Source organism: Allobosea sp. P4_H5 (genome assembly GCF_056400825.1).
Genome location: NZ_JBFUKM010000004.1, coordinates 22,734 through 46,841, shown reverse-complemented (window position 1 = coordinate 46,841; position 24,108 = coordinate 22,734). Strand labels below are relative to the sequence as shown.

21 protein-coding genes are annotated in these 24,108 nt (G+C 67.4%); 12 read left to right on the top strand and 9 right to left on the bottom strand.

Translation table 11 applies throughout. From position 1 onward, the window contains the following. From AC1DS0_RS09235 to AC1DS0_RS09225, 3 genes are all read left to right on the top strand, one after another. Entirely contained in the window at positions 1-612 is a 612-nt protein-coding gene (locus AC1DS0_RS09235; protein WP_152016876.1) for a GNAT family N-acetyltransferase, read from the top strand. A gap of 137 nt (positions 613-749) precedes the next feature. Beyond that, positions 750-3,602: an EAL domain-containing protein gene (locus AC1DS0_RS09230; RefSeq protein ID WP_476814435.1), complete on the top strand. Its 2,853-nt coding sequence runs from the start codon at positions 750-752 to the stop codon at positions 3,600-3,602. Then, positions 3,599-4,180, top strand: a complete 582-nt coding sequence (locus AC1DS0_RS09225) for a hypothetical protein (protein ID WP_476814072.1) — start codon at positions 3,599-3,601, stop codon at positions 4,178-4,180. The genes AC1DS0_RS09230 and AC1DS0_RS09225 overlap by 4 nt, the downstream gene beginning before the upstream one ends. A gap of 25 nt (positions 4,181-4,205) precedes the next feature. Here AC1DS0_RS09225 and AC1DS0_RS09220 read toward each other — a convergent pair whose 3' ends face one another. Then, positions 4,206-4,817: a YqgE/AlgH family protein gene (locus AC1DS0_RS09220; RefSeq protein ID WP_476814071.1), complete on the bottom strand. Its 612-nt coding sequence runs from the start codon at positions 4,815-4,817 to the stop codon at positions 4,206-4,208. Positions 4,818-5,035: 218 nt separating this feature from the next. Between AC1DS0_RS09220 and AC1DS0_RS09215 the strand changes: the two genes are divergently transcribed. The 5 genes from AC1DS0_RS09215 (at position 5,036) to AC1DS0_RS09195 (ending at position 12,011) form a co-directional block, all read left to right on the top strand. Next, positions 5,036-5,875, top strand: coding sequence for a protein-disulfide reductase DsbD domain-containing protein (locus tag AC1DS0_RS09215; RefSeq protein WP_476814070.1), 840 nt, complete (start codon positions 5,036-5,038; stop codon positions 5,873-5,875). 45 nt (positions 5,876-5,920) lie between these two features. Beyond that, positions 5,921-6,406, top strand: coding sequence for a redoxin family protein (locus AC1DS0_RS09210; RefSeq protein ID WP_476814069.1), 486 nt, complete (start codon positions 5,921-5,923; stop codon positions 6,404-6,406). Positions 6,407-6,638: 232 nt separating this feature from the next. Further along, positions 6,639-7,088, top strand: a complete 450-nt coding sequence (locus AC1DS0_RS09205) for an N-acetyltransferase family protein (protein WP_476814068.1) — start codon at positions 6,639-6,641, stop codon at positions 7,086-7,088. A 211-nt stretch (positions 7,089-7,299) separates the two neighbouring features. Continuing rightward, entirely contained in the window at positions 7,300-10,773 is a 3,474-nt protein-coding gene (locus AC1DS0_RS09200) for an autotransporter outer membrane beta-barrel domain-containing protein (RefSeq protein ID WP_476814067.1), read from the top strand. A gap of 215 nt (positions 10,774-10,988) precedes the next feature. Further along, complete coding sequence (locus AC1DS0_RS09195) at positions 10,989-12,011, top strand: LLM class flavin-dependent oxidoreductase (protein WP_476814066.1); 1,023 nt, start codon at positions 10,989-10,991, stop codon at positions 12,009-12,011. An 85-nt stretch (positions 12,012-12,096) separates the two neighbouring features. Here AC1DS0_RS09195 and AC1DS0_RS09190 read toward each other — a convergent pair whose 3' ends face one another. The 4 genes from AC1DS0_RS09190 to ispH are packed head-to-tail and all read right to left on the bottom strand — an operon-like array spanning position 12,097 to position 15,006. Beyond that, on the bottom strand, positions 12,097-12,582 hold the full coding sequence (locus tag AC1DS0_RS09190) for a hypothetical protein (RefSeq protein WP_476814065.1): 486 nt from the start codon (positions 12,580-12,582) through the stop codon (positions 12,097-12,099). 36 nt (positions 12,583-12,618) lie between these two features. Next, positions 12,619-13,065, bottom strand: coding sequence for a ribonuclease HI (rnhA, locus tag AC1DS0_RS09185; protein WP_152016869.1), 447 nt, complete (start codon positions 13,063-13,065; stop codon positions 12,619-12,621). Further along, positions 13,062-14,027 (bottom strand): homoserine kinase, encoded by a 966-nt coding sequence (locus tag AC1DS0_RS09180; RefSeq protein ID WP_476814064.1) that lies wholly within the window; start codon positions 14,025-14,027, stop codon positions 13,062-13,064. Before AC1DS0_RS09180 ends, rnhA begins: the two co-directional genes overlap by 4 nt. 7 nt (positions 14,028-14,034) lie before the next feature. Beyond that, the gene (ispH, locus tag AC1DS0_RS09175) at positions 14,035-15,006 is read right to left on the bottom strand and encodes a 4-hydroxy-3-methylbut-2-enyl diphosphate reductase (RefSeq protein WP_476814063.1); all 972 of its coding nucleotides are present in this window, start codon (positions 15,004-15,006) and stop codon (positions 14,035-14,037) included. A 192-nt stretch (positions 15,007-15,198) separates the two neighbouring features. Here ispH and AC1DS0_RS09170 point away from each other — a divergent pair, with 192 nt between their 5' ends. From AC1DS0_RS09170 to AC1DS0_RS09160, 3 genes are all read left to right on the top strand, one after another. Then, positions 15,199-17,064, top strand: coding sequence for a monovalent cation:proton antiporter-2 (CPA2) family protein (locus tag AC1DS0_RS09170; protein WP_476814062.1), 1,866 nt, complete (start codon positions 15,199-15,201; stop codon positions 17,062-17,064). Then, a complete protein-coding gene (locus AC1DS0_RS09165) occupies positions 17,061-18,434 on the top strand; it encodes an MATE family efflux transporter (RefSeq protein WP_476814061.1) in 1,374 nt (457 codons plus the stop codon). The genes AC1DS0_RS09170 and AC1DS0_RS09165 overlap by 4 nt, the downstream gene beginning before the upstream one ends. Positions 18,435-18,496: 62 nt before the next feature. Further along, entirely contained in the window at positions 18,497-19,408 is a 912-nt protein-coding gene (locus AC1DS0_RS09160) for a DUF937 domain-containing protein (protein WP_476814060.1), read from the top strand. Positions 19,409-19,469: 61 nt separating this feature from the next. On the opposite strand, the gene AC1DS0_RS09155 is transcribed toward AC1DS0_RS09160, so the two are convergent. Both AC1DS0_RS09155 and AC1DS0_RS09150 read right to left on the bottom strand, forming a co-directional pair. Continuing rightward, on the bottom strand, positions 19,470-21,290 hold the full coding sequence (locus tag AC1DS0_RS09155) for a methyl-accepting chemotaxis protein (protein WP_476814059.1): 1,821 nt from the start codon (positions 21,288-21,290) through the stop codon (positions 19,470-19,472). A 259-nt stretch (positions 21,291-21,549) separates the two neighbouring features. Next, positions 21,550-21,978, bottom strand: a complete 429-nt coding sequence (locus AC1DS0_RS09150) for a DUF1127 domain-containing protein (protein WP_476814058.1) — start codon at positions 21,976-21,978, stop codon at positions 21,550-21,552. A gap of 107 nt (positions 21,979-22,085) precedes the next feature. On the opposite strand from AC1DS0_RS09150, the gene AC1DS0_RS09145 reads away from it, so the two are divergent. After that, positions 22,086-22,967, top strand: a complete 882-nt coding sequence (locus AC1DS0_RS09145) for a LysR substrate-binding domain-containing protein (RefSeq protein ID WP_091832439.1) — start codon at positions 22,086-22,088, stop codon at positions 22,965-22,967. Positions 22,968-23,082: 115 nt separating this feature from the next. Here the strand turns inward: AC1DS0_RS09145 and AC1DS0_RS09140 are convergent, their stop codons facing one another. Both AC1DS0_RS09140 and AC1DS0_RS09135 read right to left on the bottom strand, forming a co-directional pair. Beyond that, positions 23,083-23,580, bottom strand: coding sequence for a TadE/TadG family type IV pilus assembly protein (locus AC1DS0_RS09140; protein WP_476814057.1), 498 nt, complete (start codon positions 23,578-23,580; stop codon positions 23,083-23,085). 47 nt (positions 23,581-23,627) lie between these two features. Next, positions 23,628-24,098 carry a TadE/TadG family type IV pilus assembly protein gene (locus AC1DS0_RS09135; protein WP_476814056.1) on the bottom strand — a complete coding sequence of 157 codons (471 nt, stop codon included), beginning with the start codon at positions 24,096-24,098 and terminating at the stop codon, positions 23,628-23,630. Between the last annotated feature and the right edge of the window lie 10 nt (positions 24,099-24,108).

The window sequence follows — 24,108 nt, the reverse complement described above, 5'->3', positions numbered from 1 at the left end:
ATGGCCCTCTTCCGCTTCGCCACCGACCCGCCGGCGCGGCCGCTGATCAGGACGCAGAACCTGATCCTGCGCGCCCCGCTCGCCGGCGACTACTCGGCCTGGGCGAATCTGCGGATGGAGAGCCGCGACTTCCTCACCCCCTGGGAGCCGGTCTGGACCGAAGACGATCTGTCCCGCGCCTCGTTCCGCCTGCGGGTGAAGCGCGCGGCCCGCGAGATTGCGACCGACGAAGCCTATTCCCTGTTCATCCTCGACGCACGCTCGGAGGCAGTGCTCGGCGGGCTGACGCTGGGCCTCGTCAGGCGCGGTGTCGCCCAGGCCTGCACGCTCGGCTACTGGATGGGCCAGCGCCATGCCGGCAAGGGCCATATGACCGAAGCGGTGCGCGGCGCGCTCGACTTCGCCTTCTCCGAACTCGCTTTGCACCGCGTCGAAGCCGCCTGCCTGCCGCATAACGAGCCCTCGCGCCGGTTGCTAGAGCGCGTCGGCTTCACCCGCGAGGGCGAGGCGCGCGGCTATCTGCGCATCAACGGCGCCTGGGCCGATCACCTGCTCTACGGCATGCTTGCCTCCGAGCTGCGCCGCCCTGCTGAAACCGATCGCAAGCTGTGAACAGGCCGGCATTGCCTTGCCCTCGCCACGTCGCGCCGATACCACTGACCGTCACGCCTGAAGAGTTTCCCGCAGAGCCCATCTTGTCAGCGAAACCACGTTTCCTCCGGTCCGGCATTGCCGTCCTCGGCCTCCTGATGCTGGCGCTGCTTTCGCTGCTGCGACCGGCACTGGCGGTCGAGGCACAGCGCGTGCCGCTCGACGTGCCCGTGCTCGACCTCACCGACGTGGTCGAGCGCAACAAAGCCGATGGCGACGTTATCCAGATCTCGACCGCGCCGGGTGCCGACGGCATCGTCCGGCGCATCGCCGTCCGGGCGCGCGAATCCGGAGCACGGCCAGACTGGATCGTGTTCGCGCTGACCAATGATTCCGACGAGCAGATCGACCGGCTGCTGGTCGCGCCCTTCCATCGCCTGATCGGCTCGGGCGTGGTCTGGCCCGATCTGGGCGACCGCCGCATCGAGGCGATCACCGCGAGCCAGGGCCTGCGGCCCGAGCGCGAGGAAGCGCCCGACGCCGACATCTTCCAGATCACGCTCGACCCCGGCACCACCGTCACCTTCGTCGCCGAGCTGAAGTCGCCGAACCTGCCGCAGCTCTATCTGTTCGAGCCGGAGGCCTATCGCCAGAAGACCAACGGGCTGACGCTCTACAAGGGCATCATCATCGGCATCGCCGGCCTGCTCGCGCTGTTCCTGACCATCATCTTCGTGGTCAAGGGCGCGGTGATCTTCCCCGCCGCAGCGGCGCTGGCCTGGGCGGTTCTGGCCTATGCGGGCCTGGATTTCGGCTTCTTCCAGCGCATCTTTCCGCTGACGCCGGCAATCGAGCGAATCTACCGCGCCGGCGCCGAGGTGGTCCTGGCGGCGACGCTGGTCGTCTTCCTCTTCGCCTATCTCAACCTGTCGCGCTGGCATGTGCGCTACAGCCATATCACTATCGTCTGGATCCTCGGCCTCGCCGGGCTGGTCGGCCTTGCGGTGTTCGATGCGCCGATGGCGGCCGGCATCGCCCGCATCTCGATCGCGGCGGTCGCGACGATCGGCTTCGTGCTGATCCTGCACCTCGCCACCCATGGCTATGAACGGGCGGTGATGCTGATCCCGACCTGGTTCCTGCTGCTGGTCTGGGTGACCGCGGCCAGCTTCACCGTGATCGGACAGGTCACCCGCGACCTCGTACCGCCCGCCCTGATCGGCGGCCTGGTGCTGATCGTGCTGCTGATCGGCTTCACCGTGGTGCAGCACGCCTTCGCCGGCGGCGCGCTGGCGCAGGGGCTGGTCTCCGACACCGAGCGGCGCGCGCTCGCCCTGTCAGGCTCGGGCGACCTCGTCTTCGACTGGGACGTCTCGGCCGACAAGATCTTCGTCTCGCCGCAGGCCGAGATCCTGCTTGGCCTGTCCAAGGGCGCGCTCGAAGGCTCGGCCGCGCGCTGGCTCGAGCACATGCATGTCGCCGACCGCGATCGCTACCGCGTCTCGCTCGACGCGGTGATCGAGCAGCGCCGCGGCAAGCTGCAGCTCGATTTCCGCCTGCGCGCCGCCAACGGCGCCTATCACTGGTTCAGCCTGAAGGCCCGGCCGGTGATCGGCTCGGATGGCGAGGTCATCCGCGTCATCGGCACGCTCGCCGACGTCACCGAGCAGCGCACCGCCCAGGAGCGCATGCTGCACGACGCCGTGCACGACAACCTGACCGGCCTGCCCAATCGCGAGCTGTTCCAGGACCGGCTCACCGCCGTGTTCGGCTTCAGCCGCGCCGATGACGCCATCCGCCCGACCGTGATCGTCATCGACATCGACCGCTTCAAGCAGGTCAACGAATCGGTCGGCTTCTCGGCCGGCGATTCGATCCTGCTGACGCTGGCGCGCCGCCTCGGCCGGCTGCTGCGGACGCAGGACACGCTTGCCCGCATCGGCGGCGACATCTTCGCGATGATCATCGTCTCGGAGAGCGATCCCGAACGCATCCTCGCCCTGGCCGAGCTGATCCGCCGCGCCGTCTCGACGCCGATCACCTTCGCCGAGCGCGAGATCGTATTGACGCCCTCGATCGGCCTCACCCTGTTCGACGGCACGCCGACCGCACGCAAGGACGACGCGCTGAAGAACGCCGAGCTCGCCATGGCGCATGCCAAGAACCAGGGCGGCAACCTCGTCGAGGTCTTCGTTCTGGCGATGCGCAGCGACCGCAACGACCGGCTCGCGCTCGAAAGCGACCTGCGCCGGGCGATCGAGCGCGGCGAGATCCAGGTGATGTACCAGCCGATCGTCAGGCTGGAGGACCGGACCATCGCCGGCTTCGAGGCGCTGATGCGCTGGGACCATCCGCGCGAGGGCCGGCTCTTGCCGCAGGACTTCCTCGCGATCGCCGAGGAAAGCGGGCTGATCGTCGATCTCGGCGTCTATGTGATGGACCGGACCGCGCGCGAACTCGCCGCCTGGCAGGCCGCGCTCGAGGTCGAGCCGCCGATCTTCGCCAGCGTCAACGTCTCCAGCCGGCAGCTGCTGCGCCACGACCTGCTGAAGGACGTCAAGGCCGTGCTGGCGCGCCGGCGGGTGCTGCCGGGTACGCTGAAGCTCGAGATCACCGAAAGCCTGGTGATGGAGAACCCGGAATATGCCGCGCAGATGCTCAGCCGCATTCGCGACCTCGGCGCCGGCCTGTCGCTCGACGATTTCGGAACGGGGTATTCCTCGCTGTCCTATCTGCAGCGCTTCCCCTTCGACACCATCAAGATCGACCAGAGCTTCGTGCGCCAGATGGGCAACGGCAAGCCGCCGGTGATCCTGCGCTCGATCGTGCAGCTCGCCGCCGACCTGCAGATGGACGTGGTCGCCGAGGGCGCCGAGACCGAATCGGATGCGATCGAGCTCTACCAGCTCGGCTGCCAGTACGCGCAGGGCTACACCTTCGGCCAGCCGATGACGGCGGCGGAGGCAAGGCGGCTGGTGGGAGCGTCGAGCTCGTCCTTCGAGGCGGCGTGACGAACGACGAGTTGCGTGCGGCCGATCTGCGCTTCATCGGCGGCGTCCTGTCGGCACCAATCAGTCTCGTTCTGCTCGGCCGCCTGATAAGCGGCGAGCTACCGTCGTTGCTCGCGCATACGGTCGTTTTAGCGAGCGCGATTGCGGCTTCAGCTCTGCTTGCGAGAGCCAAGCCCGAGCTGCTGCCCAAATCCTTCCTAGTGGGATGGGCACTGGGGTTGGCGCTTTCCATGCCACTCGCAGCATGGGCTTCCCACTTCGTCGCTGACGCAGCACACCGCAGGGCAGCAGGGCGACCATATTGCGTGACGGTCAGCGACGGGGCGATGCACTACCGCATCCCCCAAAACCTGCTGGATTTTTCACCTATCCGAATGTGGGGCAAGGGCGGCCAGAGAAGCGCGATCCAATTCCACGGGGTTCTTTGGGTCTTCGGCAGCGGCGAGCCAAAGCCTTACAACTGGTCCTACTTTGGACGAGAGGTCCGGCCAGTAGGATCGGGCCTAGGTTTGGGCAGACTACGCGCGACAGACTGCTTACCGGCAACCAATTTTACCGCGCAGTTATCGTGGTTTTGAAAAGACCAGTCGCTTCGAACTCGCCTCAGGCGTGCCCGGCGTCCTTCGACAGGAAGGCCTGATCGATGCCGAGCTTGCTGAGCGCCCGCGTATATTTGGTGTCGAGCGCGTCGTCGAAGAGCAGCGCCTCGTCGGCGGCGCAATGCAGCCAGCCATTGGACTGGATCTCGGATTCGAGCTGCCCCGCCCCCCAGCCGGCATAGCCGAGCGCCAGCACCGCATTCTCCGGCCCGGTCCCAACGGCGATGGCGCGCAATATGTCGAGCGTCGCGGTCAGGCAGATGCCGTCGTCGATCGGCAACGTCGCCGCTTCCAGGAAGAAATCGGCGCTGTGCAGGACGAAGCCGCGCTTGGTCTCCATCGGGCCACCGCGCAAGACCCTCATCCTCTCGGCCTGGCTCGGCAGGCGGATCGCCTGGTCGGATGGGATGACGTCGAGCTGGACGAGCAGTTCGGGAAAGCGCGTGTCGGCGGCCGGCTTGTTGACGATGATGCCCATCGCACCGTCCTCGGAATGGGCACAGAGATAGACGACGCTGCGGGCGAAGCGCTGGTCGCTCATGCCCGGCATGGCGATCAGGCACTGCCCGTCGAGATAGCTGCGTCCGCTGACGCGCTGGTTCGATCCGAGATTCATGGCGCCATGCTAAGACATGTTCGGTCGGTGTGGGAACATTTTTGGCACGCGCGCGAGCCAGGATATTCGGGCTTAGCCGGATGGCTCTCCGGGATGCCGGTCCGCCCTCGCCGCAATGCTGGCGCAAAGCTGGCCATTCTTGGCTGCAATATCGATCCCGGATCACAGCGCCGGTATCGGCCTCGCAAAACGCGGCTCGATCGCCTAAATCAGACCACGTGAAAACGGTCACGACCCTCTCCTTCCTTGCCGCGCTGGCGCTCGGCACCCCGGCTTCCGCCCAGGACGCCGCGGTTTCGCCGTGGTCGAAAGCCGCGTACTCGTCGATGCGCCTGATCGCGGGCGCGACTGCGCCTTCGGGCAAGCAGCGCGTCGGCGTCGAGATCACGATGTCGCCAGGCTTCAAGACCTATTGGCGCAGCCCCGGCGATGCCGGCGTACCGCCGGTCTTCGACTGGAGCGGTTCGGAGAATGTCGGCGGGCTCGACGTGCGCTGGCCGACCCCGGAGCGCTTCGACGACGGCGCCGGCTCAGGCATCGGCTATGTCGGCGAGGTGGTGGTGCCGGTCTCGGTGCAGCCGATCGATCCGACCCGGCCGGTAACCGTGGTGCTGAAGCTCGACTACGCGGTCTGCGACAAGATCTGCGTTCCCGCCAAGGGTGAGGCACGGCTCTGGCTGGAACCGGGCGTCACCTCGGTGACCTCGCCACGGCTGGAGCAGTTCGAGGCCCGGATTCCGCACGCGGTCAAGCTGGGCGCGACGGATGACCGCCTGTCGATCCTGGAAGTCACGCACAGCGACGCCGCGGTGAAGCTGCTGCTGAAGGCCCCCGACGGCGGCTCAGTCGACGATGTCTTCGTCGAAGGCGCCGGGATGTGGTCCTTCGGCCGGCCGATGCTGATGCCGCAGCCGGACGGCACCGTCGCGGCAAAGCTGAAGATCGTCGAACGTCCCAAGGGGACAACCGGCCCCACCCCCCTGATCATCACCGTGCGCGGAAAACCACAATCGGTCGAGACGCGGCTCGAACTCGACATCGGCAGCGCGAAGCCGTAACCCTGCGCTCGAAGCGGCGCGACGCCGCGAACCGGAGACATGGCGATGGCGATCAAGGTCGGTGACAAGCTTCCGCAGGCGACGTTTCGCGTGATGACGGCCGACGGGCCGGCAGCCAAGACCACGGACGACCTGTTCAAGGGCCGCAAGATCGTGCTCTTCGCCGTGCCGGGCGCCTTCACGCCGACCTGCCACAAGAACCATCTGCCGGGCTATGTGAACAAGGCCGCTGAGATCAAAGCCAAGGGCGTCGAGGAGATCTTCGTCACCGGCGTCAACGACGTCTTCGTCATGGACGCCTGGTCGAAGGCGACCGGCGGCGCCGGCGTGATCACCTTCCTCTCCGACGGCAATGCCGATTTCGTCAAGGAGATCGGCCTGTCGATGGACGGCTCGGGCTTTGGCCTCGGCACCCGCTCGCAGCGCTATTCGATGGTCGTCGAGGATGGCGTGGTCACCGCGCTCAATGTCGAGGACGCGCCGGGCAAGGCCGACGTCTCCGGCGCCGAGGCGATGCTGAACCAGCTCTGAGCCGAACCTCGGCACGCCGTCATTCTCGGGCGAAGCGTAGCGCAGACCCGAGAATCTCCTGACAAGTAGGCTCCGGTTGGAGCCTCATCCGGCAAGAGATGCTCGGGTCAAGCCCGAGCATGACGCCGAACGAATCCCAGCACGAAATCCGATCGATCCGATCTGCGCTTGTCATGAGACAGCACTGACGAGCGCCGCTAGCCTCCCGACAAAATCGAGGAGACGCTACGCCATGTCAGAGATCAGCATCCGCCCGCTCACGGCCGATGATCGCGCCGCCTGGGAGCCGCTCTGGCAGGGCTATCTCACCTTCTACAAATCGTCGCTGACGCCGGAGACGACGGACACGACCTTCGCCCGATTGACGGGTGGCCAGGAGCCGATGGGCGGCTTCATCGCCGAGCGCGACGGCCGGGCGCTCGGCATCGTCAACTATGTGCTGCACCGCACGACCTGGAGCCAGAACGAGATCTGCTATCTGCAGGATCTCTTCACCAGCGAGGAGGCGCGCGGTCACGGCGTCGGCCGCAAGCTGATCGAGGCCGTCCGGCAGATGGCGGAGAAGCACGGCCTGTTCCGTGTCTACTGGCAAACGCATGAGAGCAACCTGCAGGCGCAGGAACTCTACGACAAGGTCGCGCAGAAATCCGGGTTCATCGTCTACCGCCAGCCGCTGGGCTGAGTGGCGGGCCGTGCGGCCCTTGACCAGGATAAGGCTTCGTTTCCGTCGCGCGCGCTACGGCAAATCCGCCACAGCTGAACAATTTGGCCGGATGTGAACGGCTGTTCATTGCCTCGCGCGCGAGGCCGCCTAGCCTGCGGATAGAATTGGGCTGGGGATTCCCGTGACGTTCGTCTTCGCTCCGATGGCTGCACGCATCCGGCGGCAGCGCATGTCGCTTCTGTTGGATGCCGCGGCGCTGCCGGCCTGTGCTCGCCCGTTCCGCGACGAGCCTCTGCCGAAGTGCTGCAGATCGTTCAAGGCGTCGACCGCTCTTGTCGGCCTGACCCTGCTCTTTGCCGGTATCGGGCTGCTCGGCACGACAGGCGCCGTCATGGCTGAAGGCGGCGCCGGTGGCGGTGGCGGTGGTCTCGGCGCTGGCGACTCGGAGACGGCCGCCGGCGGCCCGGGCAGTATTGGCACCTCCGGTGGCGGTGGCGGTGGCGGTGCCGGCCAGACCGGCGGCGACGGTGGCTACGCTGGCGGCTCGGCAGGCACAGGTGGAGCCGCGCCGGGCGGGGCCGGCGGCAATGGCGGGAGCAGTGCTTTCCCCGGTTCGGGTTCCGGCGGCGGCGGTGGCGGCGCCCATGGCAGCGTCAGCTCAGGGCTACCGCTCGCCGCAGCGACCGGCGGCAATGGCGGCAATGGCGGCAGCTCCGGAGTGGTGGCCTCCGGCGGCGGCGGCGGTGGCGCCGGCGGCTGGGGCGCCGTGATCACCGGCACCGGCACGTTCGGTGGGCTCTTCTTCACCGCGACCGGTGGAAGCGGCGGCAATGGTGGCGACAGTCAGAACGGCCCTGGCGGCGGCGGCAGCGGCGGCCATGGCCTGGCAGTGACCGGCGGTGCCGGAACGACACTGGACACCGTCAACGACCTTCGCGGCGGACGCGGTGGCAACGGCGGTAATGCCGTTGGCTTCGGCAGCGTCGGTGGCAGTGGCGGCGCCGGCGGGCATGGCCTGCTCGTGACGGGCGGCGCGACGGTCTCAGTCTCTCAGAACGCCATTGGTGGCGCCGGCGGGACGGGAGGTACCAGCAGCAATGGCGGCGGCGGCGCAGGCGGCGCCGGTGGTGCCGGCATCTTTGCAACCGACGGCGCCGTGATCATCGTCTATGACGGCGTCACCGGCGGCAATGGCGGCGCTGGTGGTTCCGGCCTCGTGCCCGGCGCCAACGGCGCCGGTGGCGCGGGCATCGCCGGCAACAACGTCACCATCGTCCTGGATGGCGGCGGGATCGCGGGCGGCCTGAATGGCGATGGTAGCCGGGCCTATTCCGTCTCGCTGTCCGGCGACAGCAAGCTGACCGTCGTGCAAGCAGGGACCGCCTCGCTGTTCGGCGGCATCCAGCTGGTGTCGGGCACGCTGACGCTCGACCAGGCTGGTGGCATCGACGTCACCATCGCCAATGCGATCAGCGGCGCCGGCGGGTTGCGCAAGACCGGCGCCGGCATGGTCACGCTGACGGATGCGAATACCTATACCGGCGGGACGACGATCTCCGGCGGCACGCTCCAGATCGGCGACGGCGGCACGAGCGGCTCCATTCTTGGTGACATCGTCAATAATGGCCAGCTCATCTTCAATCGTAGCAATTCGATCAGCTTCAATGGCGCCATCAGCGGCACGGGCGGCCTGACCAAGCAGGGTGCCGGCGCGCTGATCCTGTCCGGCAGCAACACCTATTCCGGCGCGACCACGATCGAAGCCGGAGCGATTTTCATCAACGCCGCGCCGGCGCTGTCGGCCGCGTCGGACTACAGCATCGCCAGCGGCGCGAGGCTCGAGATCAGCGACGGGCTGGGCACCGTGACCGCCGGCTCGATCGCCGGCGCGGGGACGATCCAGATCAGCACCGGCACAAAGCTGAAGGCGGGCAGCAGCAACGCCTCGACGACCTTCTCCGGCACGATCAGCGGCAATGGCGCGCTCGACAAGACCGGCACAGGCACGCTGACGCTGTCGGGAACGAACACCTATACCGGCGGCACGACGGTCTCGTCCGGCAAGCTGGTGGTCAACGGCTCGATCAGCGGTTCGGTGAGCTTGAGCGGCGGCACGCTCGGCGGCTCCGGCACGATCGGGGCGCTCGCGGTTGCGAGCGGCGCGACGGTCGCGCCGGGCAACTCGATCGGGACGCTGACTGTCTCCGGCAACGTCGCCTTCGCCTCGGGCTCGACCTATCAGGTTGAGGTCAACGCCGCCGGCCAGAGCGACAGGATCGTCGCCTCGGGCAATGCGACCATCAGCGGCGGCACGGTGCAGGTGCTGGCCGAGAGCGGCAACTACGCGGCCTCGACCAACTACACCATCCTGACCGCCTCGGGCGGGGTCGGCGGAACCTTCAGCAGCGTCACGTCGAACCTCGCCTTCCTGACACCGTCACTGAGCTATGGCGGCACGAACGTGACGCTGACCATGACCCGCAACGACACCTCGTTCGGACCGGGCGACGGTGGCAGCTCAGGGGGCAGCAGTTCCGGCAGCACGGGCGGCAATTACATCGCCGTCACCCGCAACCAGGGCTTCATCGCGATCGCAGCGGAGCGGCTCGGGGTCGGCAATCCGGTCTATGACGCGCTGATCTCGGCGACGGCCGATCAGGCCCGCGCCGGCTTCGACCTGCTCTCGGGCGAGGCGCATGCCCAGGCGGTCAGCGTGATGATCGACGAGAGCCGGCTGGTGCGCGAGACCATTCTGGGCCATCTGCGCGGCCCGCTGCTGACGCAAGCCCCCGGTCAGGTTGCAGGCGCCTTCACTGCCGATCTGCCCGGCCGCAAGGGCGGGGTCGTGATGGCTGCTCCGATCCCGCAGCCGCGCTATGCGCTCTGGGGCACCGCCTTCGGCAGCACCGGCAACAGCGATGGCGACGGCAATGCCGCGAGCATGAGCCGCCGCAGCGGCGGCGCCCTGCTCGGCGCCGATTTGATGCTCTACGATGCACCGGGCTCGTCGCTCAAAGTCGGCGTCGCCGGCGGCTACAGCCAGTCGCGCTTCGATCTCGATGCGAGGCTCTCGACCGGCAAGCTCGAGAGCGGCCATGCCGCACTCTATGCCGGCGCCCGCTTCGGCAGCCTGCGCTTCGATGCCGGCGCGGCCTATAGCTGGTCGGAAAGCGACATCCGCCGCCAGGTTCAGATCCGCGGCTTCGGCGACCTGCTGCGGCTGCAGCGTCCGGGTTCGGTGACGCAAGGCTTTGCCGAACTCGGCTATGGCTTCGCCTTCCAGGGCTTTGCGCTCGAGCCCTTCGCGCAACTCGCCTTGATCCGCGTCAGCACGGATGCCGGCACCGAGCGTGGCGGGGCGGCGGCCTTGCGGGTCTTCGGCAGCGACCAGACGCTGGGCTTCACCACGCTCGGCCTGCGGGCCGAAGCGCAGCTCGGGGCGATGCCGCTGTTCGCCCGGGCCATGCTCGGCTGGCGTCACGGCTTCGGCGAGCTGACCCCGCAGGCGCGCACCGCCTTCGTCGCCGGAACGACACTGGCCACGGTCTTCGCCGCCAGGATCGACCGCGACGCCCTCACCGCCGAGGCCGGGCTCGATTGGCGCATCTCCCAGGCCACCGCGCTCGGCCTGACCTACTCCGCCGCCATCGGCGAACGCTCCAGAGACCACGCCCTCAAGGGCAGGGTCGAGATGAAGTTCTGACCAAAGAGGTTTCGTCATCGCTGGGCAGGCCAGCGGACTGCCCAGCGATTGCGACCAGGATTGCATTGCGGCATTGGCGCCTGTGCGCGGACGCCGCGGCAACCCGACGAATCCTACCTATATGGAGGCGAAGCACGCCCGGCGGTGATGGCCGCTCGGGCGTTTTCCTGTCGCGGACCAGTTCCGCGCACTCGGTGGTTCACAGGCGTCACGCGATGAAAAAGATCGGCTTCCTGTCCTTCGGACACTGGACCCCCTCGCCGCAATCCCAGACCCGCTCGGCGGGCGATACGCTGCTGCAGTCAATGGACCTTGCCGTCGCCGCCGAGGAGCTGGGCGCGGACGGCGCCTATTTCCGGGTGCATCATTTCGCACGCCAGCTCGGCTCGCCCTTCCCGCTGCTGGCCGCGGTCGGCGCCCGGACCAAGCGCATCGAGATCGGCACCGCCGTCATCGACATGCGCTACGAGAACCCGCTCTACATGGCCGAGGATGCGGGGTCGGCAGACCTGATCTCCGGCGGACGGCTGCAGCTCGGCATCAGCCGCGGCTCGCCCGAGCAAGTCATCGATGGCTGGCGCCATTTCGGCTACCAGCCGGCGGAGGGGCAGAGCGATGCCGACATGGCGCGCCGCCATGCCGAGGTCTTCCTCGACGTCCTGCGTGGCGAGGGCTTCGCGCAACCCAATCCGCGCCCGATGTTCCCCAATCCGCCCGGCCTACTGCGACTGGAGCCCTATTCGGAAGGGCTGCGCGAGCGCATCTGGTGGGGCGCCTCCTCCGACGCCACGGCCGTCTGGGCGGCGCAGCGCGGCATGAACCTGCAGAGTTCTACGCTGAAGACCGACGAGAGCGGCGAGCCCTTCCACATCCAGCAGGCCAAGCAGATCCGCCTCTTCAGGCAGGCCTGGAAAGAGGCCGGTCACACGCGCGAGCCGCGCGTCTCGGTCAGCCGCAGCATCTTCGCCTTGGTCGATGACCGCGACCGCGCCTATTTCGGCCGCGGCAATGAGAGCGACGATTCGATCGGCTATATCGACGACAGCACGCGCGCTATCTTCGGGCGCAGCTATGCGGCCGAGCCGGACAAGCTGATCGATGAGCTGAAGCGGGACGAGGCGATCGCCGAGGCGGACACGCTGCTGCTGACGGTGCCGAACCAGCTCGGCGTCGACTACAACGCCCATGTCATCGAGGCGATCCTGAAGCAGGTCGCGCCGGGGCTCGGCTGGCGCTGAGAGTGAGGCGCGTCGGCGCTGGAGAGAACGAGATACCGGTCTGAGGGTCCCGTTTCCGACCCTTAGCGGAGGATCGGGTTCTGCATCACTTCGTGCGACGGCTTCGCCAGAACTCACGAACAGCCCAAATCACCAGCGCTCCGCAAATGAGCGCTCCCAGCACATTGTAGGCGACGCCAAACGAAATCGACTGATCTGGTTGCAGTGGCTCCCACCGCTTATAATACTTCCACTGATTCAAGATCAGAATTCGATATAAACTGTCTATACAGTTGATGGCATAGAGGAGACATAAACCTAGAATCCCAAGCCGCCTGCCTCGAATAAGAGCATCGGCATATTTGTCGCCATCCTTGAGTTTATGCATGAAAAGAAGGGCGCCAAGTACCCAAATTTGAATGGTCAACAGCGGGCCGAGGAACCACCACAGCCTGCCCATGAAGCCAAATATGCTCGGATAGATAATTGCGTTGATCGCCAGGAGAGCGAGCAACAGAAGCCATGGATAGGCCTGCCATGTGAACACTGCTTTTACGAGGCTAGGTTCAGCGGCCCTCTCGTCGTCAGGCATCCTACCCTCTTGGCCCTGTGGCCGCCGTCCCCGCCCTCACCGCCCCGGCTTGAACGGCGCCATGCCGGCGCGCGCCAGCGCGTCGGCGCGCTCGTTCATCTCATCGCCGGCGTGGCCTTTGACCCATTTCCACTCGATCTTGTGCTGCTTGAGCGCAGCGTCGAGGCGCTTCCAGAGCTCCTCGTTCTTGACCGGCTTCCGGTCAGCGGTCTTCCAGCCGTTCTTCTTCCAGCCATGGATCCAGCTGGTGATGCCCTGGCGCAGATACTGGCTGTCGGTGTGGAGCGCGACGGTGCAAGGCCGGGTCAGTGTCTCCAGCGCGGAAATCGCGCCCATCAGCTCCATACGGTTGTTCGTGGTCAGCGCCTCGCCGCCGGAGAGCTCGCGCTCCTTGCCCTTGTAGGACAGAATCGCGCCCCAGCCGCCGGGGCCCGGATTGCCCGAGCAGGCGCCGTCAGTCCAAACCTCGACGGGGTCGGTCATCGGCGCAGCCCATATTCGCGTGCATCCGAGACGCGCTGGTGGAAGGCAAGCTTGCGGTCGTATTCGAGCGGATCATGCGGCTTGACCAGCGCGCCCGGCGGCACGTTGAGCCAGTCGACCAGCCGGGTCAGGAGGAAGCGCAGCGCCGAGCCGCGGCAGAGCGCCGGCAGGGCCGCGACCTCGGCTTCATTGAGCGGGCGCACGCTCTCATAGCCGGCCAGCATCGCCTGGCCCTTGGTAAGGTTGAACGAGGAATCGGCCTCGAAGCACCAGGAATTCAGGCAGATGGCGAGGTCGTAGGCGTAGGCGTCGGTGCAGGCGAAATAGAAGTCGATGACGCCCGACAGCTTCTCGCCGATGAAGAAGACGTTGTTGGGGAAGAGATCGGCATGGATGACGCCGCCCGGAAGATCCTTCGGCCAACCCGCCTCATGCACCGCGATCTCGGCCATGACCCGCCGCGCCAGCCCGGGCGAGACCTTGTCGGCGTCGGCCCCGGCCTGCTCGGCGAGCGGGCGCCAGCCCGGCACCGAGAGCGCATTGACGCGTGTCATCGAAAAATCCGCGCCGGCCCGGTGCAGCAGCGCGAGCGCGCGCCCGACCTCGCCGCAATGGCCGGCACCGGGGCGGCGCACCGAGAGCCCGTCGAGGAAGCTGACAATCGCCGCCGGACGGCCGGCGAGCACACCCAGCGCCTGGCCCGAGGCGTCGAGCACCGGCACCGGGCAATTCAGCCCACGCCCGGCGAGATGCTGCATCAGCTCGATGAAGAACGGCAGATCGGCCGGGTTCACCCGCTTCTCGTAGAGGGTGAGGATGTAGAAGCCCTGCGTCGTGTGGACGAGGTAGTTCGAGTTCTCGACGCCCTCGGCGATGCCCTTGGCGGAAAGCAGGTTGCCGATGCCGTAGCGCGCCACGAAGGCGGCCATCTCGTCATCGGGCACTTCGGTATAGACGGCCACGCGCTCTTTACTCTGCTGCGTTCGGGGTCGGCTCACGCAATTCGCGCGGCAGCGGGAAGAAGACGCTCTCATCGGCGGTCGAGACGGTCTCGACCGTGACCTCGTAGCGCTCGGCGAAGGCATCGATGATCTCCTCGACCAGCACCTCGGGCGCGCTGGCGCCAGCGGTGATGCCGAGGCGGCGGATCCCGCCGAAGAGCGACCAGTCGATCTCGTTGGTACGCAGAACGAGGCGCGAGACCGGGCAGCCGGCCCGCTCGGCGACCTCGCGCAGGCGCTGCGAGTTCGAGGAATTGGGCGAGCCGACCACGATCAGCCCGTCGACCAGCGGCGCGACGCGCTTCACCGCCTCCTGGCGGTTGGTGGTGGCGTAGCAGATGTCTTCCTTGTGCGGGGCGATCAGCGCGGGGAAACGCGCCTGCAGGCCCTGCACGATCTCGCGGGTGTCGTCGACCGAGAGCGTGGTCTGCGTGACATAGGCGAGGTCCTTGCCCTCGGGTGGGGTCAGCCGCGCGACGTCATCGAGCGTCTCGATCAGCGTGATCGCGCCTTCCGGCAACTGCCCCATCGTGCCGATCACCTCGGGATGGCCGGCATGGCCGACCAGCAGGATGTGCCGGCCGCGCTTGTGATGGACCTCGGCCTCGCGATGCACCTTGGTGACCAGCGGACAGGTCGCGTCGATGGCGAAGAACTGGCGCGCCTCAGCTTCCGCCGGCACCGATTTCGGCACGCCATGGGCCGAGAAGATCACCGGCCGGGTCGCATCGGGCACCTCGGAGAGCTCGGCGACAAAGACCGCGCCCTTCCGCTTCAGCGACTCGACCACGTATTTGTTGTGCACGATCTCGTGGCGCACGTAGACCGGCGCACCGTGCATGGCGAGCGCCTTCTCGACGGCGTCGATCGCCCTGACCACGCCGGCGCAGAAGCCGCGCGGGGCGCAGAGCAGGATGTCGAGCGGCGGCTTGGCGGTCACTGGGGCGCTGGTTCCGAAGGGATCGCGCCTTCTTTTCTGTCTGGCGCCGGCGATGTCAAGGAAGCGCGGCGACGCAGTGCCGTAGGCCATGCGCGGCTGCCCCTCGCAGGATGCACGGATAGGCCCTACATTGCACGCGTCCGGCCACCTGCCTTCCGCACGGGCCCCCTTCGCTTCAGCACGAGTTCCTGCATGGCCGATGCCGCCTCGCATGCCAGCTATCTGCCGCCGATCCTGACTTTCTGCGCGGGCGCGGTGGTGGCGGTACCGCTGTTCCGCCGCTTCGGCCTGTCGGCGGTGCTAGGCTATCTCGCGGCTGGCATCGCCATCGGCCCCTCGGCGCTCGCCGTGATCAAGGACCCGGATGCGATCCGCAGCACCGCCGAGATCGGCGTCGTGCTGCTGCTCTTCCTGGTCGGGCTCGAATTGCAGCCGGCGCGGCTCTATTCGATGCGCAAGGACATCCTCGGCGCCGGCTTCGCGCAGATGCTGCTGAGCGCGGCCGTGATCGGCGCCGTCGCCTGGAAGCTCGGACTCAGCCCCGCCGGTGCGCTGGCCGTCGGGCTGGCGCTCGCTCTCTCCGCCACCTCGATCGCACTGCAACTGCTCGAAGAGCGCGGCGACGGCGCCGAACCCTATGGCCGGCGCTCCTTCTCCATCCTGCTGTTCCAGGACATCTCGATCGCGCCGATGCTGGCGCTGCTGCCGCTGCTGGCGACGACCGAGGCCGCCCATGGCGGCGGCTCGACCAAAGCGCTGACGGGCCTCGGCCTTGCCCTGCTCGCCATCGCCGTCGTCGTGCTCGCCGGCCGCTATGCGCTGAACCCGTTCTTCCGGCTACTCGCCAAGACCGGCGCCAAGGAGGTGATGACGGCGGCCGCGCTGCTGGTCGTGCTCGGCGCCGCGCTGCTGATGGAGCAGGTCGGACTCTCGATGGCGATGGGCGCCTTCCTCGCCGGCGTGCTGCTGGCGGATTCGCATTTCCGGCACGAGCTCGAAGCCGATGTCGAGCCGTTCCGCGGCGTGCTGCTCGGCCTGTTCTTCATGGCGGTCGGCATGTCGATCGACCTGAGGCTGGTCGCCGAGAACGCCTTGCTGCTGGCGCTGGCGGCCCCGCTGCTGGTGCTGTTCAAGATCGCGGCGGCGGCGGCGATCTTGCGCGCCTCCTGTTCCTCGACCAGCGAAGCCATCCGCGCGGGCGCCCTGCTCTCCCCTGCCGGCGAATTCGCCTTCGTGCTGCTGCCGCTCGGCGCCTCGCTCGGCCTGCTCGACGAGAAGCAGGGCGCGCTCGCAACGGCGATCGCCGCGCTCAGCATGCTGATCGGCCCGGTCGCCGCCAAGCTGATCGACATCTGGCTCGCCGCCCACGCGCCGCCGGCCGAGGAGATCGAAGAGACCTTCGACGGGGTAACGCCCTCGGTGCTGGTGATCGGCTTCGGCCGCTTCGGCCAGGTGGTGACGCAGGCGCTGCTGCTGCAGCATCTCGACGTCACCATCATCGATTCCGACATCGAGCGGATCCGCTCGGCCAACAAGTTCGGCTTCAAGATCTACTATGGCGACGGGACGCGCCTCGACGTGCTGCGCGCAGCCGGCGCCGGGAAGGCCAAGGTGATCTGCGTCTGCATCGACGATCGGCAGGCGGCGCTGCGCATCGTCGAGATGGCCAAGGTCGAGTTCCCGGCGGCGCGCATCCATGCCCGCGCCTATGACCGCGTCCATGCGATGGACCTGATGCGCGCCGATGTCGACTACCAGATGCGCGAGACCTTCGAATCGGCGCTCGGCTTCGGCCGCGTGACGCTGGAGGCGCTCGGCCTCAGCTATGAGGAGGCGGGCTTCGTGATCGAGCATGTACGCGATCGCGACGCGCAGCGCATGGAGATCCAGTTCAGCGAGGGCATCGCCGCCGGGATCGACAAGGTGCCGCGCGTCACGCCCGAGCCTATCGTCGCTCCGAAGAGCAAGTCGAAGGCGCTCACCAAGGAAACGCAGGACGTCATCGAGGATGGCGGCGCCGAGGTCGCGGTCGGCGGGGTCGGGGAGCCGGCCGAGTGAACGCACCGGCAAAGCCTCAACAGGCCGTCTTCGTCAGCGGCTCGACGCTGCGCCATGTCGCGGTGATGACCACGACCGCCTCGGTCGGCCTGGTCGCGATTTTCGTCGTCGACTTCCTGTCGCTGCTCTATGTCTCGCGCCTCGGCCGGCCCGAGGCGACGGCGGGCGTCGGCTACGCCACGATCGTGCTCTACCTGATGGTCTCCATCAATGTCGGGCTGATGATCGCGGTTGCCGCGCTGACGGCGCGGGCACTCGGCTCCGGCGACCGCGAGGGCGCGCGCCGGATGGCCGGCTCGACGCTGACGGCCATGACCATCTGCGGCCTCATCGTCAGCCTGCTGATGCTGCCGCTGTTGCCCTGGCTGCTGCCGAAGCTCGGCGCCCACGGCGAATCGCTCGCCGTTGCCACCTCGTTCCTGTGGATCACCCTGCCTTCGAACGCGCTGATGGCACTCGGCATGGGGCTCTCCGGCATCCTGCGCGCGGTCGGCGACGCCAAGCGGGCGATGTACGTCACCCTGGCCGGCGGTATCGTCACCGCCGGGCTCGACCCGCTGCTGATCTTCGGGCTTGGCCTCGGTCCAGATGGCGCCGCCTGGGCGACCGTGCTCTCGCGCCTCGTCTTCCTCGTCATCGGCTTCCAGGGCGTGCTCGGCGTGCACAAGATGATCGCGCGCCCGAGTTTCGCGGCGCTCCGCCGCGACGTCAGGCCGACCTTCGCGATCGCGGCACCGGCGATCCTGACCAATCTCGCCAACCCGATCGCCAATGCCTGTTTCTTCGGCATCATCGCCCGCTTCGGCGACCAGGTGATCGCGGCGAGCGCGATCATCGACAGGCTGGTGCCGGTCGCCTTCGGCGTGCTGTTCGCGCTGTCGGGAGCGATCGGGCCAATCCTGGCCCAGAACTGGGGCGCGCAGCGCTATGACCGGATGCGCCGGGCACTGACCGATGCGGTCGGCTTCGCTGCGGCCTATGTCGCGGTGGTGGCGGTGTTGCTGGCACTGCTGCGCCACCAGATCAGCGCGCTGTTCGGCACCGGCGGCGAGACCGCCGAGCTCGTCGCCTTCTTCTGCCTGATCGCCGGGCCGATGTGGCTCTTCGTCGGCGCGCTCTTCGTCGCCAATGCCGCCTTCAACAATCTCGGCATGCCATTCTACTCGACGCTGTTCAGCTGGGGCCGGGCCACGCTCGGCACGGTGCCGCTCGCCTGGCTGGGCGCGCAGTATGCCGGCCCCAAGGGGGCGCTCGCCGGCGCGGCTCTGGGCGCGGTGCTGTTCGGTATCGTCGCGCTCGTTGCCGCCTATCGCGGCATCGCCCGGCTCGAAGGCGCGGCGCAAGCCGCGGCAAGGTCGTCGCTTGCCTGATGGCAGCCGGCTGCTATCGTTTCCCGGTGGATGAGCGGGCTGGTCCCGCCAGGGAGCGCGCCATGATGAACCTGTTCGAGATGATGCGGTCGGCCCAGAACGGCCAGGCCATGCAGAACCTGGCGCGGCAATACGGGCTCTCGATGCAGCAGACGCAGGCGGCGCTCGACGCGCTGCTGCCCGCCTTCTCGATGGGGCTGCAGCGTCAGACCCAGAACCCCTACGCCTTCGGCAACCTCGCCCAGATGATGACGGCGACGCCCTTCGGCCAGATGTATGACAGCGACGGCGACGGCATTCCCGACCGGGCAATGCCGATGGGCCAGGACGTGATGAGCCAGCTCTTCGGCTCCAAGGAGGTCGCCAATGCTGTCGCGGCGCAGGCGGCGGCGACCAGTGGCGTCGGCCAGGCGATCCTGAAGCAGATGCTGCCGGTGATCGCCTCGATCCTGATGGGCGGCCTGTTCAAATCGGTGAACAATCAGGGGCTTGGCGGCATTCTCGGCCAGTTCGCCGAGATGATGCGCGGCCAGATGCCGGGCATGCAGCCCCAGGCGCAGCAGCCGAATGCGGCCAATCCCTGGGAGCAGATCCTCGGCGGGTTGTTCGGCGGGCAGCGCCCCCAGGCCGGCCAGGCACAAGGCGGCGGCCCCTTCGGCGGCGGAATGCCCGGCATGCCGGCCGACATGGGCAACATCTTCGGCCAGATCCTCGGCGGCATGTTCGGTGGCGGCGCGCAGGGGCAGCAGGCCCCGCAGAGCAGCCCCCAGCCGGCGCCGAAATCGCGCCGTCCGGCGCCCGAACCCGAGCCGGAACAGGCTCCCCCGTCAGCGGGCGAGGCTAGCCCCGGCTCGATCGGCCTCGATGCGCTCAACCAGATGTTCGAGCACGGCCGCCAGGTCCAGGCGAGCCAGCAGGACGCGCTGCGCTCGATCTTCGAGACCATGCTCGGCGGCGGCCAGCGCAAGGCCTGAAGAATAAACGAACGGCGGCCTCAGGGCCGCCGTCGATCAACTTCAGTGATGTCGGCTATCGTCAGGCGCGCCGGCGCTCGTCCCACTCGTAAGCATCCTCAGCGGCTTGCGTATTGGTCAGAGCGGGGCCGCCGCCAGTGCGGAAGCTCGCGACCAGCTCGTTGAGCCGTCCGATCTGACCGCTGAGCGAGGTCGCGGAGGCCGCGCTTTCTTCGGCGAGTGCCGCATTCTGCTGGGTCATCTCGTCCATATGCGCGACCGTCTGGCTCATCTCGTCGATGCCGTTGGCCTGTTCGGCCGCCGCGGCCGAAATGTCGGAGACTGTGGCTGCGACCTTCCTGGAGGCCTGGACGATCTGGCTCAGTGCCTCGCCGGCAGCCCGGACCAGCCCGACGCCCTGCTCGACCTCGACGCCCGATTCACCGATCAGGCCCTTGATGTCCTTGGCGGCGTCGGCTGAACGCTGCGCCAGCGTGCGCACCTCCGAGGCGACGACGGCGAAGCCCTTGCCGGCGTCGCCGGCCCGGGCCGCTTCGACCGCGGCGTTCAGCGCGAGCAGATTGGTCTGGAAGGCGATCTCGTCGATCACCGAGGTGATGTCGGAGATCTTGCGCGAGGTCTGTTCGATCCGCGCCATGGCATCGACCGCCTGGCCGGCGACGATCCCGCCATTCGCGGCGACGTCCGTCGCCTCATTGGCGAGCTGAACGGCCTGTCGCGAAGCCTGCGCCGAGGCCTTGACCGAGGCCGCGAGCTGCTCGGTGGTGGCGGCGGTCTGTTCGAGCGAGGACGCCTGCTCCTCGGTGCGTTTCGAGAGATCGTCGGCGCCCGAATTGATCTCGCGCGCAGCATTGCCGACATCGACCGAGGTCGCCTGGATCGTCGCGATCGTCTGCGCGAGATGGCCGACGGCGCTGTTGAAGTCCTGCTTCAGCGCGGCATAGTCGGCCGCGACCTCCTCCTCGACGCGGGCGCCGAGATCGCCCTGTGACAACCGGGTCAGCCCTTCGGCCAGGGCCCTGACCACGACGGCCTGCTCCGCTGCGAGACGCTGCTGCAAGACAGCAGCGTCGCTGCGCTCGGCTTCGGCGGCGAGACGCTGACGCTCGGTTGCGGTGCGGCTGGCCTCGGTCTCGCTTTCGAGACGCTGGACCGCGAGACCATTCTCCCTGAACACCTGGACGGCACGTGCCATCTCGCCGACCTCGTCCTTGCGGGTCTGGCCCTCCACCTCGGCGGCATAGTCGCCCTGGGCGATCTGGCCCATGCGGAGCTTGAGCCGCTCCAGCGGACGCGTGATGGCCGCGCCGGTCAGAAGCGCGCCGACGATCAGCCCCAGCAAGGTACCGGCGATGCTGAGGCCGATCGCCACCATGGTGACGCGGCGTGCATCAGCGGCCAGTACGTCCGAGGTCGCTTCCGTATCCTTCCTGATCTCGTCGTTGACCTTGGCCGCAGCGCCGGCGATCTCGCTGATCGTCTTGTCGAGCTGTGACATGATCGAGAGCGCCGGCAGATCCTCGTCGCGAGCGGCCTGGGCGATGATCTGGTCGATATCGGACTTGGTGGCCTGCAGGCGGCGGCTCAGTTCATCGAAGCTCTCGGCCCGCTGCGGGAAGCTGATCTTGGCCTCGACCAGCGCCTGGAGCGAGGCCGCATAGGCGGTCTTCACCTTCTCGATGCTGGTCGTGTTCTGCTTCATGAACTCGGGATAGGCGATCGCCTGGTAGAGATTGCCGACGATCTCGGTCATGCCGCTGGCGGCGCGGGCCGAATCGAGGATGGCGGCGGCACGCTGCGAAACCAGGTCGCCATAGGTCTTCTCGATCCTGCCGAATTCGAGCGCGCCATAGACGGCCGAGCCGATGCCGATTGCGCCCATGACGAGCATCGGAATGGCGATCTTGGTTCGGATCCTCAAGTCATGCAGGCGGAGGCGAAAACGTCGCATGGAAAACCCCGGGGCGAGGGATCGGGGCGCCGTGCTCGGCGCAATGCGGCGCAAATGTGATCGAACTTGCTGAATGAAGCGTTACGTGACGCGCAGGCCGGTTAACGATTGCAGGCCAGACTGCACCCTCCGGCATAAAAAAGGGCGGCAGCCGAAGCCACCGCCCGCAGGGACGCGTCACGCCAAGGGGTCAGGCGTTGCACGCGATCTTGATGTCATTCGCGCTCGGCCGCGTCGCGGCCTTGATCACCACGGGCCGTCGAACCCCGGCCTCTCGCCGGCTTACGGCAGCCGCCTGCTGCTGGTTCGAGCGATCCTGCAGCACGCTCGACGGATCGCTCAGCCAAGAGACCGCGAGCGCGCCGTCGATATCGGAGCGGACGAGGCCGATATCCTTCAGCCCGCGCTCGTCGAGCTCGCTGAGGCGCATCACCTCGCGGCGGTGCAGGAAAGCGCGCACCAGGTTTTTCGTGCCCGTGACCGAATGAGCGGCAGCACGCGCCGCGCCGCCGGAAACGGCAGACAAGGTCTTCGTGACGAAGGTCATGACCAGCATGACAGCCTCCTCGGGGTTGGACATGGAAACTCGCCTCCCCTCCGAACCGGGGCTGACCGGCATAGGCGGGAGAATGCCCAAACGATAACTCCACGCTGGCCATCAGCCAAACGAATGGTTATGATACCAAACACAACCGATCTTGATGAACCTCTGGGAGGAGGCCGGCCATGGCCCATGTGCTCGACGCCGATCAGCTCAAGACCTTCGTTGCCATCGCCGACACCGGCTCCTTCACCCGCGCCGCCGAAATCGTCTTCAAGACGCAATCGGCCGTTTCGATGCAGATGAAGCGGCTGGAGGAGCGCGTCGGCCGCCCGCTCTTCGGCCGCGATGGGCGTCATGCCAAGCTGACCGAGGATGGCGAGCGCCTGCTCGACTATGCCCGCCGCATTGTCCGCCTGAACCTCGAATGCGTCGCGAGCTTCACCGAGGCGGATCTGAAGGGCCGCATCCGGCTCGGCGTGCCCGACGACTATGCCGACCGCTATCTGCCGGAGATCCTGGCGCGCTTCGCCCGCTCCAATCCGCGCACCGAGGTCACCGTGGTCTGCGAGCCGACGCCGATGCTGGCGGAACGGATCGGCGGCGGCGACATCGACCTTGCGATCATCACCCATGTCGAAGGCCGCGGCCAGGGCGAGATCATCCGGATCGAGCCGCTGCTCTGGGTGACCTCGGCCCGCCATTGCGTGCACGAGGAAGACCCGCTGCCGCTGGCGCTGGGCCGCCCGACCTGCAACTGGCGTCAGGCGGCGGTCGAGGCGCTGGAAAGCAAGGGAAGGCGCTTCCGCGTGCTTTATGCCAGCTGGAACTCGACCGCGGTCGGCGCCGCAGTGGTAGCGGGCCTGGCCGTCTCGGTGCTGCCTGAGAGCGCGGTCCGGCCGGGCATGCGCATCCTGGGCCCCGCCGAGGGCTTCTCCACCCTGCCCTCCTGCAAGATCGGCCTGCTGCGCACGCGGCACGATCCCTCGATCCTGTCGAACGCGCTCGCTGAGCACATCATCCAGAGCCTGGACAACCTGCAGAGTTTCAAAGTGGCGGCGGAATAGGCGGCACCGACACTACAGCATTTCCGGCGAACACGGGTTCGCCTCCAATGCTCCATCTCTTTGTTTTCACGCAATTCCTGACGCAAAACCGCTGCGCACTTTTGCTGGAATTGCTCTAGTATCCGGCGCGGGAAGCTAGAACGACGCTCTTGCCGGTGAAGTTCTTGGTCGTGAAGCCCCAGTCGTCAGCGAGGCCGAGGATGATCGGCCGGTGGGTATAGGTCGCGAGCACCGCGACACCCTTGTCGCCGTTCGCCATGATCGCCATGGCCCGGGTATTCATGTCGGCCGGCAGATAGGTCATCGTGCCGGCAATGTTCTCGATGCGATCGTTGTTCCTCTCGAAATTCGCGATGCCGAGCTGCATCGCCCCGAGCTGCGGTGCGATGTTGCCCTGCCGCGCCCTGATGTTCTCCAGTGCCGCGGCGAAACAGCTGGCCCCTCCCTTGCAGGCGCTGGCGACCGCCTGCGCAACCTCCGCGGTGAAGCGGTTCAGATCGCGCTGGATGGTGATGGCCTGGGTGACGTCGACCGCGCCCGAAAGCATGGCGAACATACCCGTGCTGATCAAGGCGAACTCGATCGCCGCGACGCCGCGCTGATCGCGGAGCAATCCATGCCGCCGCCGCGATAGGCTGAACAATCCGAAGGAACGCCTCATCACGGCCTCGTATAGAGTGCGGCTGCGGTGACGTGCAGCGTCGGCAGCCCGGGCACGAAGGTGATCACCGGCGCCCGTGCCCGGATCAGCATCATCGTCCCGGATGTGCCGGCGACGAAGTTCGCGCCGGTGACCGGTTGCGACCCGGCTGGATAATTCGCCAGCGGCTGCGTTTCGACGAGAAGATTGCCGGCGCAATTGTCGACCGCGATCATGCGCCCGCAGATCTGCGTCTTCACCTGCGCCCGGTTTCCCGCATAAGTACCGGCGGTCCTGCCGGTTGCCGCGTCGGATACGGCGTCATGGATGTACATCTGTGCCATGAAGGCGAGCGCGAACTGGAGAATGCCGAGCAGCAGGACGACGAACGCCATCCCGATGAAGGCGAACTCGATCGCCGTCGAGCCCGCGATATCGCGACGGAATGCGCGAAGGCGCGTCTTGCCGAGCGGTGGAGCGTCACCTCTCATATGGTCAGGC

What these genes read in the sequence shown, in the direction of transcription:
- AC1DS0_RS09200 (WP_476814067.1), top strand. Translation starts at nt 7,300, where the DNA reads ATGTCGCTTCTGTTGGATGCCGCGGCGCTGCCGGCCTGTGCTCGCCCG.
- AC1DS0_RS09135 (WP_476814056.1), bottom strand. Translation starts at nt 24,098, where the DNA reads ATGAGAGGTGACGCTCCACCGCTCGGCAAGACGCGCCTTCGCGCATTC.
- AC1DS0_RS09150 (WP_476814058.1), bottom strand. Translation starts at nt 21,978, where the DNA reads ATGCCGGTCAGCCCCGGTTCGGAGGGGAGGCGAGTTTCCATGTCCAAC.
- AC1DS0_RS09155 (WP_476814059.1), bottom strand. Translation starts at nt 21,290, where the DNA reads ATGGGCGCAATCGGCATCGGCTCGGCCGTCTATGGCGCGCTCGAATTC.
- AC1DS0_RS09170 (WP_476814062.1), top strand. Translation starts at nt 15,199, where the DNA reads ATGGCCGATGCCGCCTCGCATGCCAGCTATCTGCCGCCGATCCTGACT.
- AC1DS0_RS09230 (WP_476814435.1), top strand. Translation starts at nt 750, where the DNA reads ATGCTGGCGCTGCTTTCGCTGCTGCGACCGGCACTGGCGGTCGAGGCA.
- AC1DS0_RS09210 (WP_476814069.1), top strand. Translation starts at nt 5,921, where the DNA reads ATGGCGATCAAGGTCGGTGACAAGCTTCCGCAGGCGACGTTTCGCGTG.
- AC1DS0_RS09190 (WP_476814065.1), bottom strand. Translation starts at nt 12,582, where the DNA reads ATGCCTGACGACGAGAGGGCCGCTGAACCTAGCCTCGTAAAAGCAGTG.
- AC1DS0_RS09195 (WP_476814066.1), top strand. Translation starts at nt 10,989, where the DNA reads ATGAAAAAGATCGGCTTCCTGTCCTTCGGACACTGGACCCCCTCGCCG.
- AC1DS0_RS09160 (WP_476814060.1), top strand. Translation starts at nt 18,497, where the DNA reads ATGATGAACCTGTTCGAGATGATGCGGTCGGCCCAGAACGGCCAGGCC.
- AC1DS0_RS09220 (WP_476814071.1), bottom strand. Translation starts at nt 4,817, where the DNA reads ATGAATCTCGGATCGAACCAGCGCGTCAGCGGACGCAGCTATCTCGAC.
- AC1DS0_RS09235 (WP_152016876.1), top strand. Translation starts at nt 1, where the DNA reads ATGGCCCTCTTCCGCTTCGCCACCGACCCGCCGGCGCGGCCGCTGATC.
- AC1DS0_RS09205 (WP_476814068.1), top strand. Translation starts at nt 6,639, where the DNA reads ATGTCAGAGATCAGCATCCGCCCGCTCACGGCCGATGATCGCGCCGCC.
- rnhA (WP_152016869.1), bottom strand. Translation starts at nt 13,065, where the DNA reads ATGACCGACCCCGTCGAGGTTTGGACTGACGGCGCCTGCTCGGGCAAT.
- AC1DS0_RS09145 (WP_091832439.1), top strand. Translation starts at nt 22,086, where the DNA reads ATGGCCCATGTGCTCGACGCCGATCAGCTCAAGACCTTCGTTGCCATC.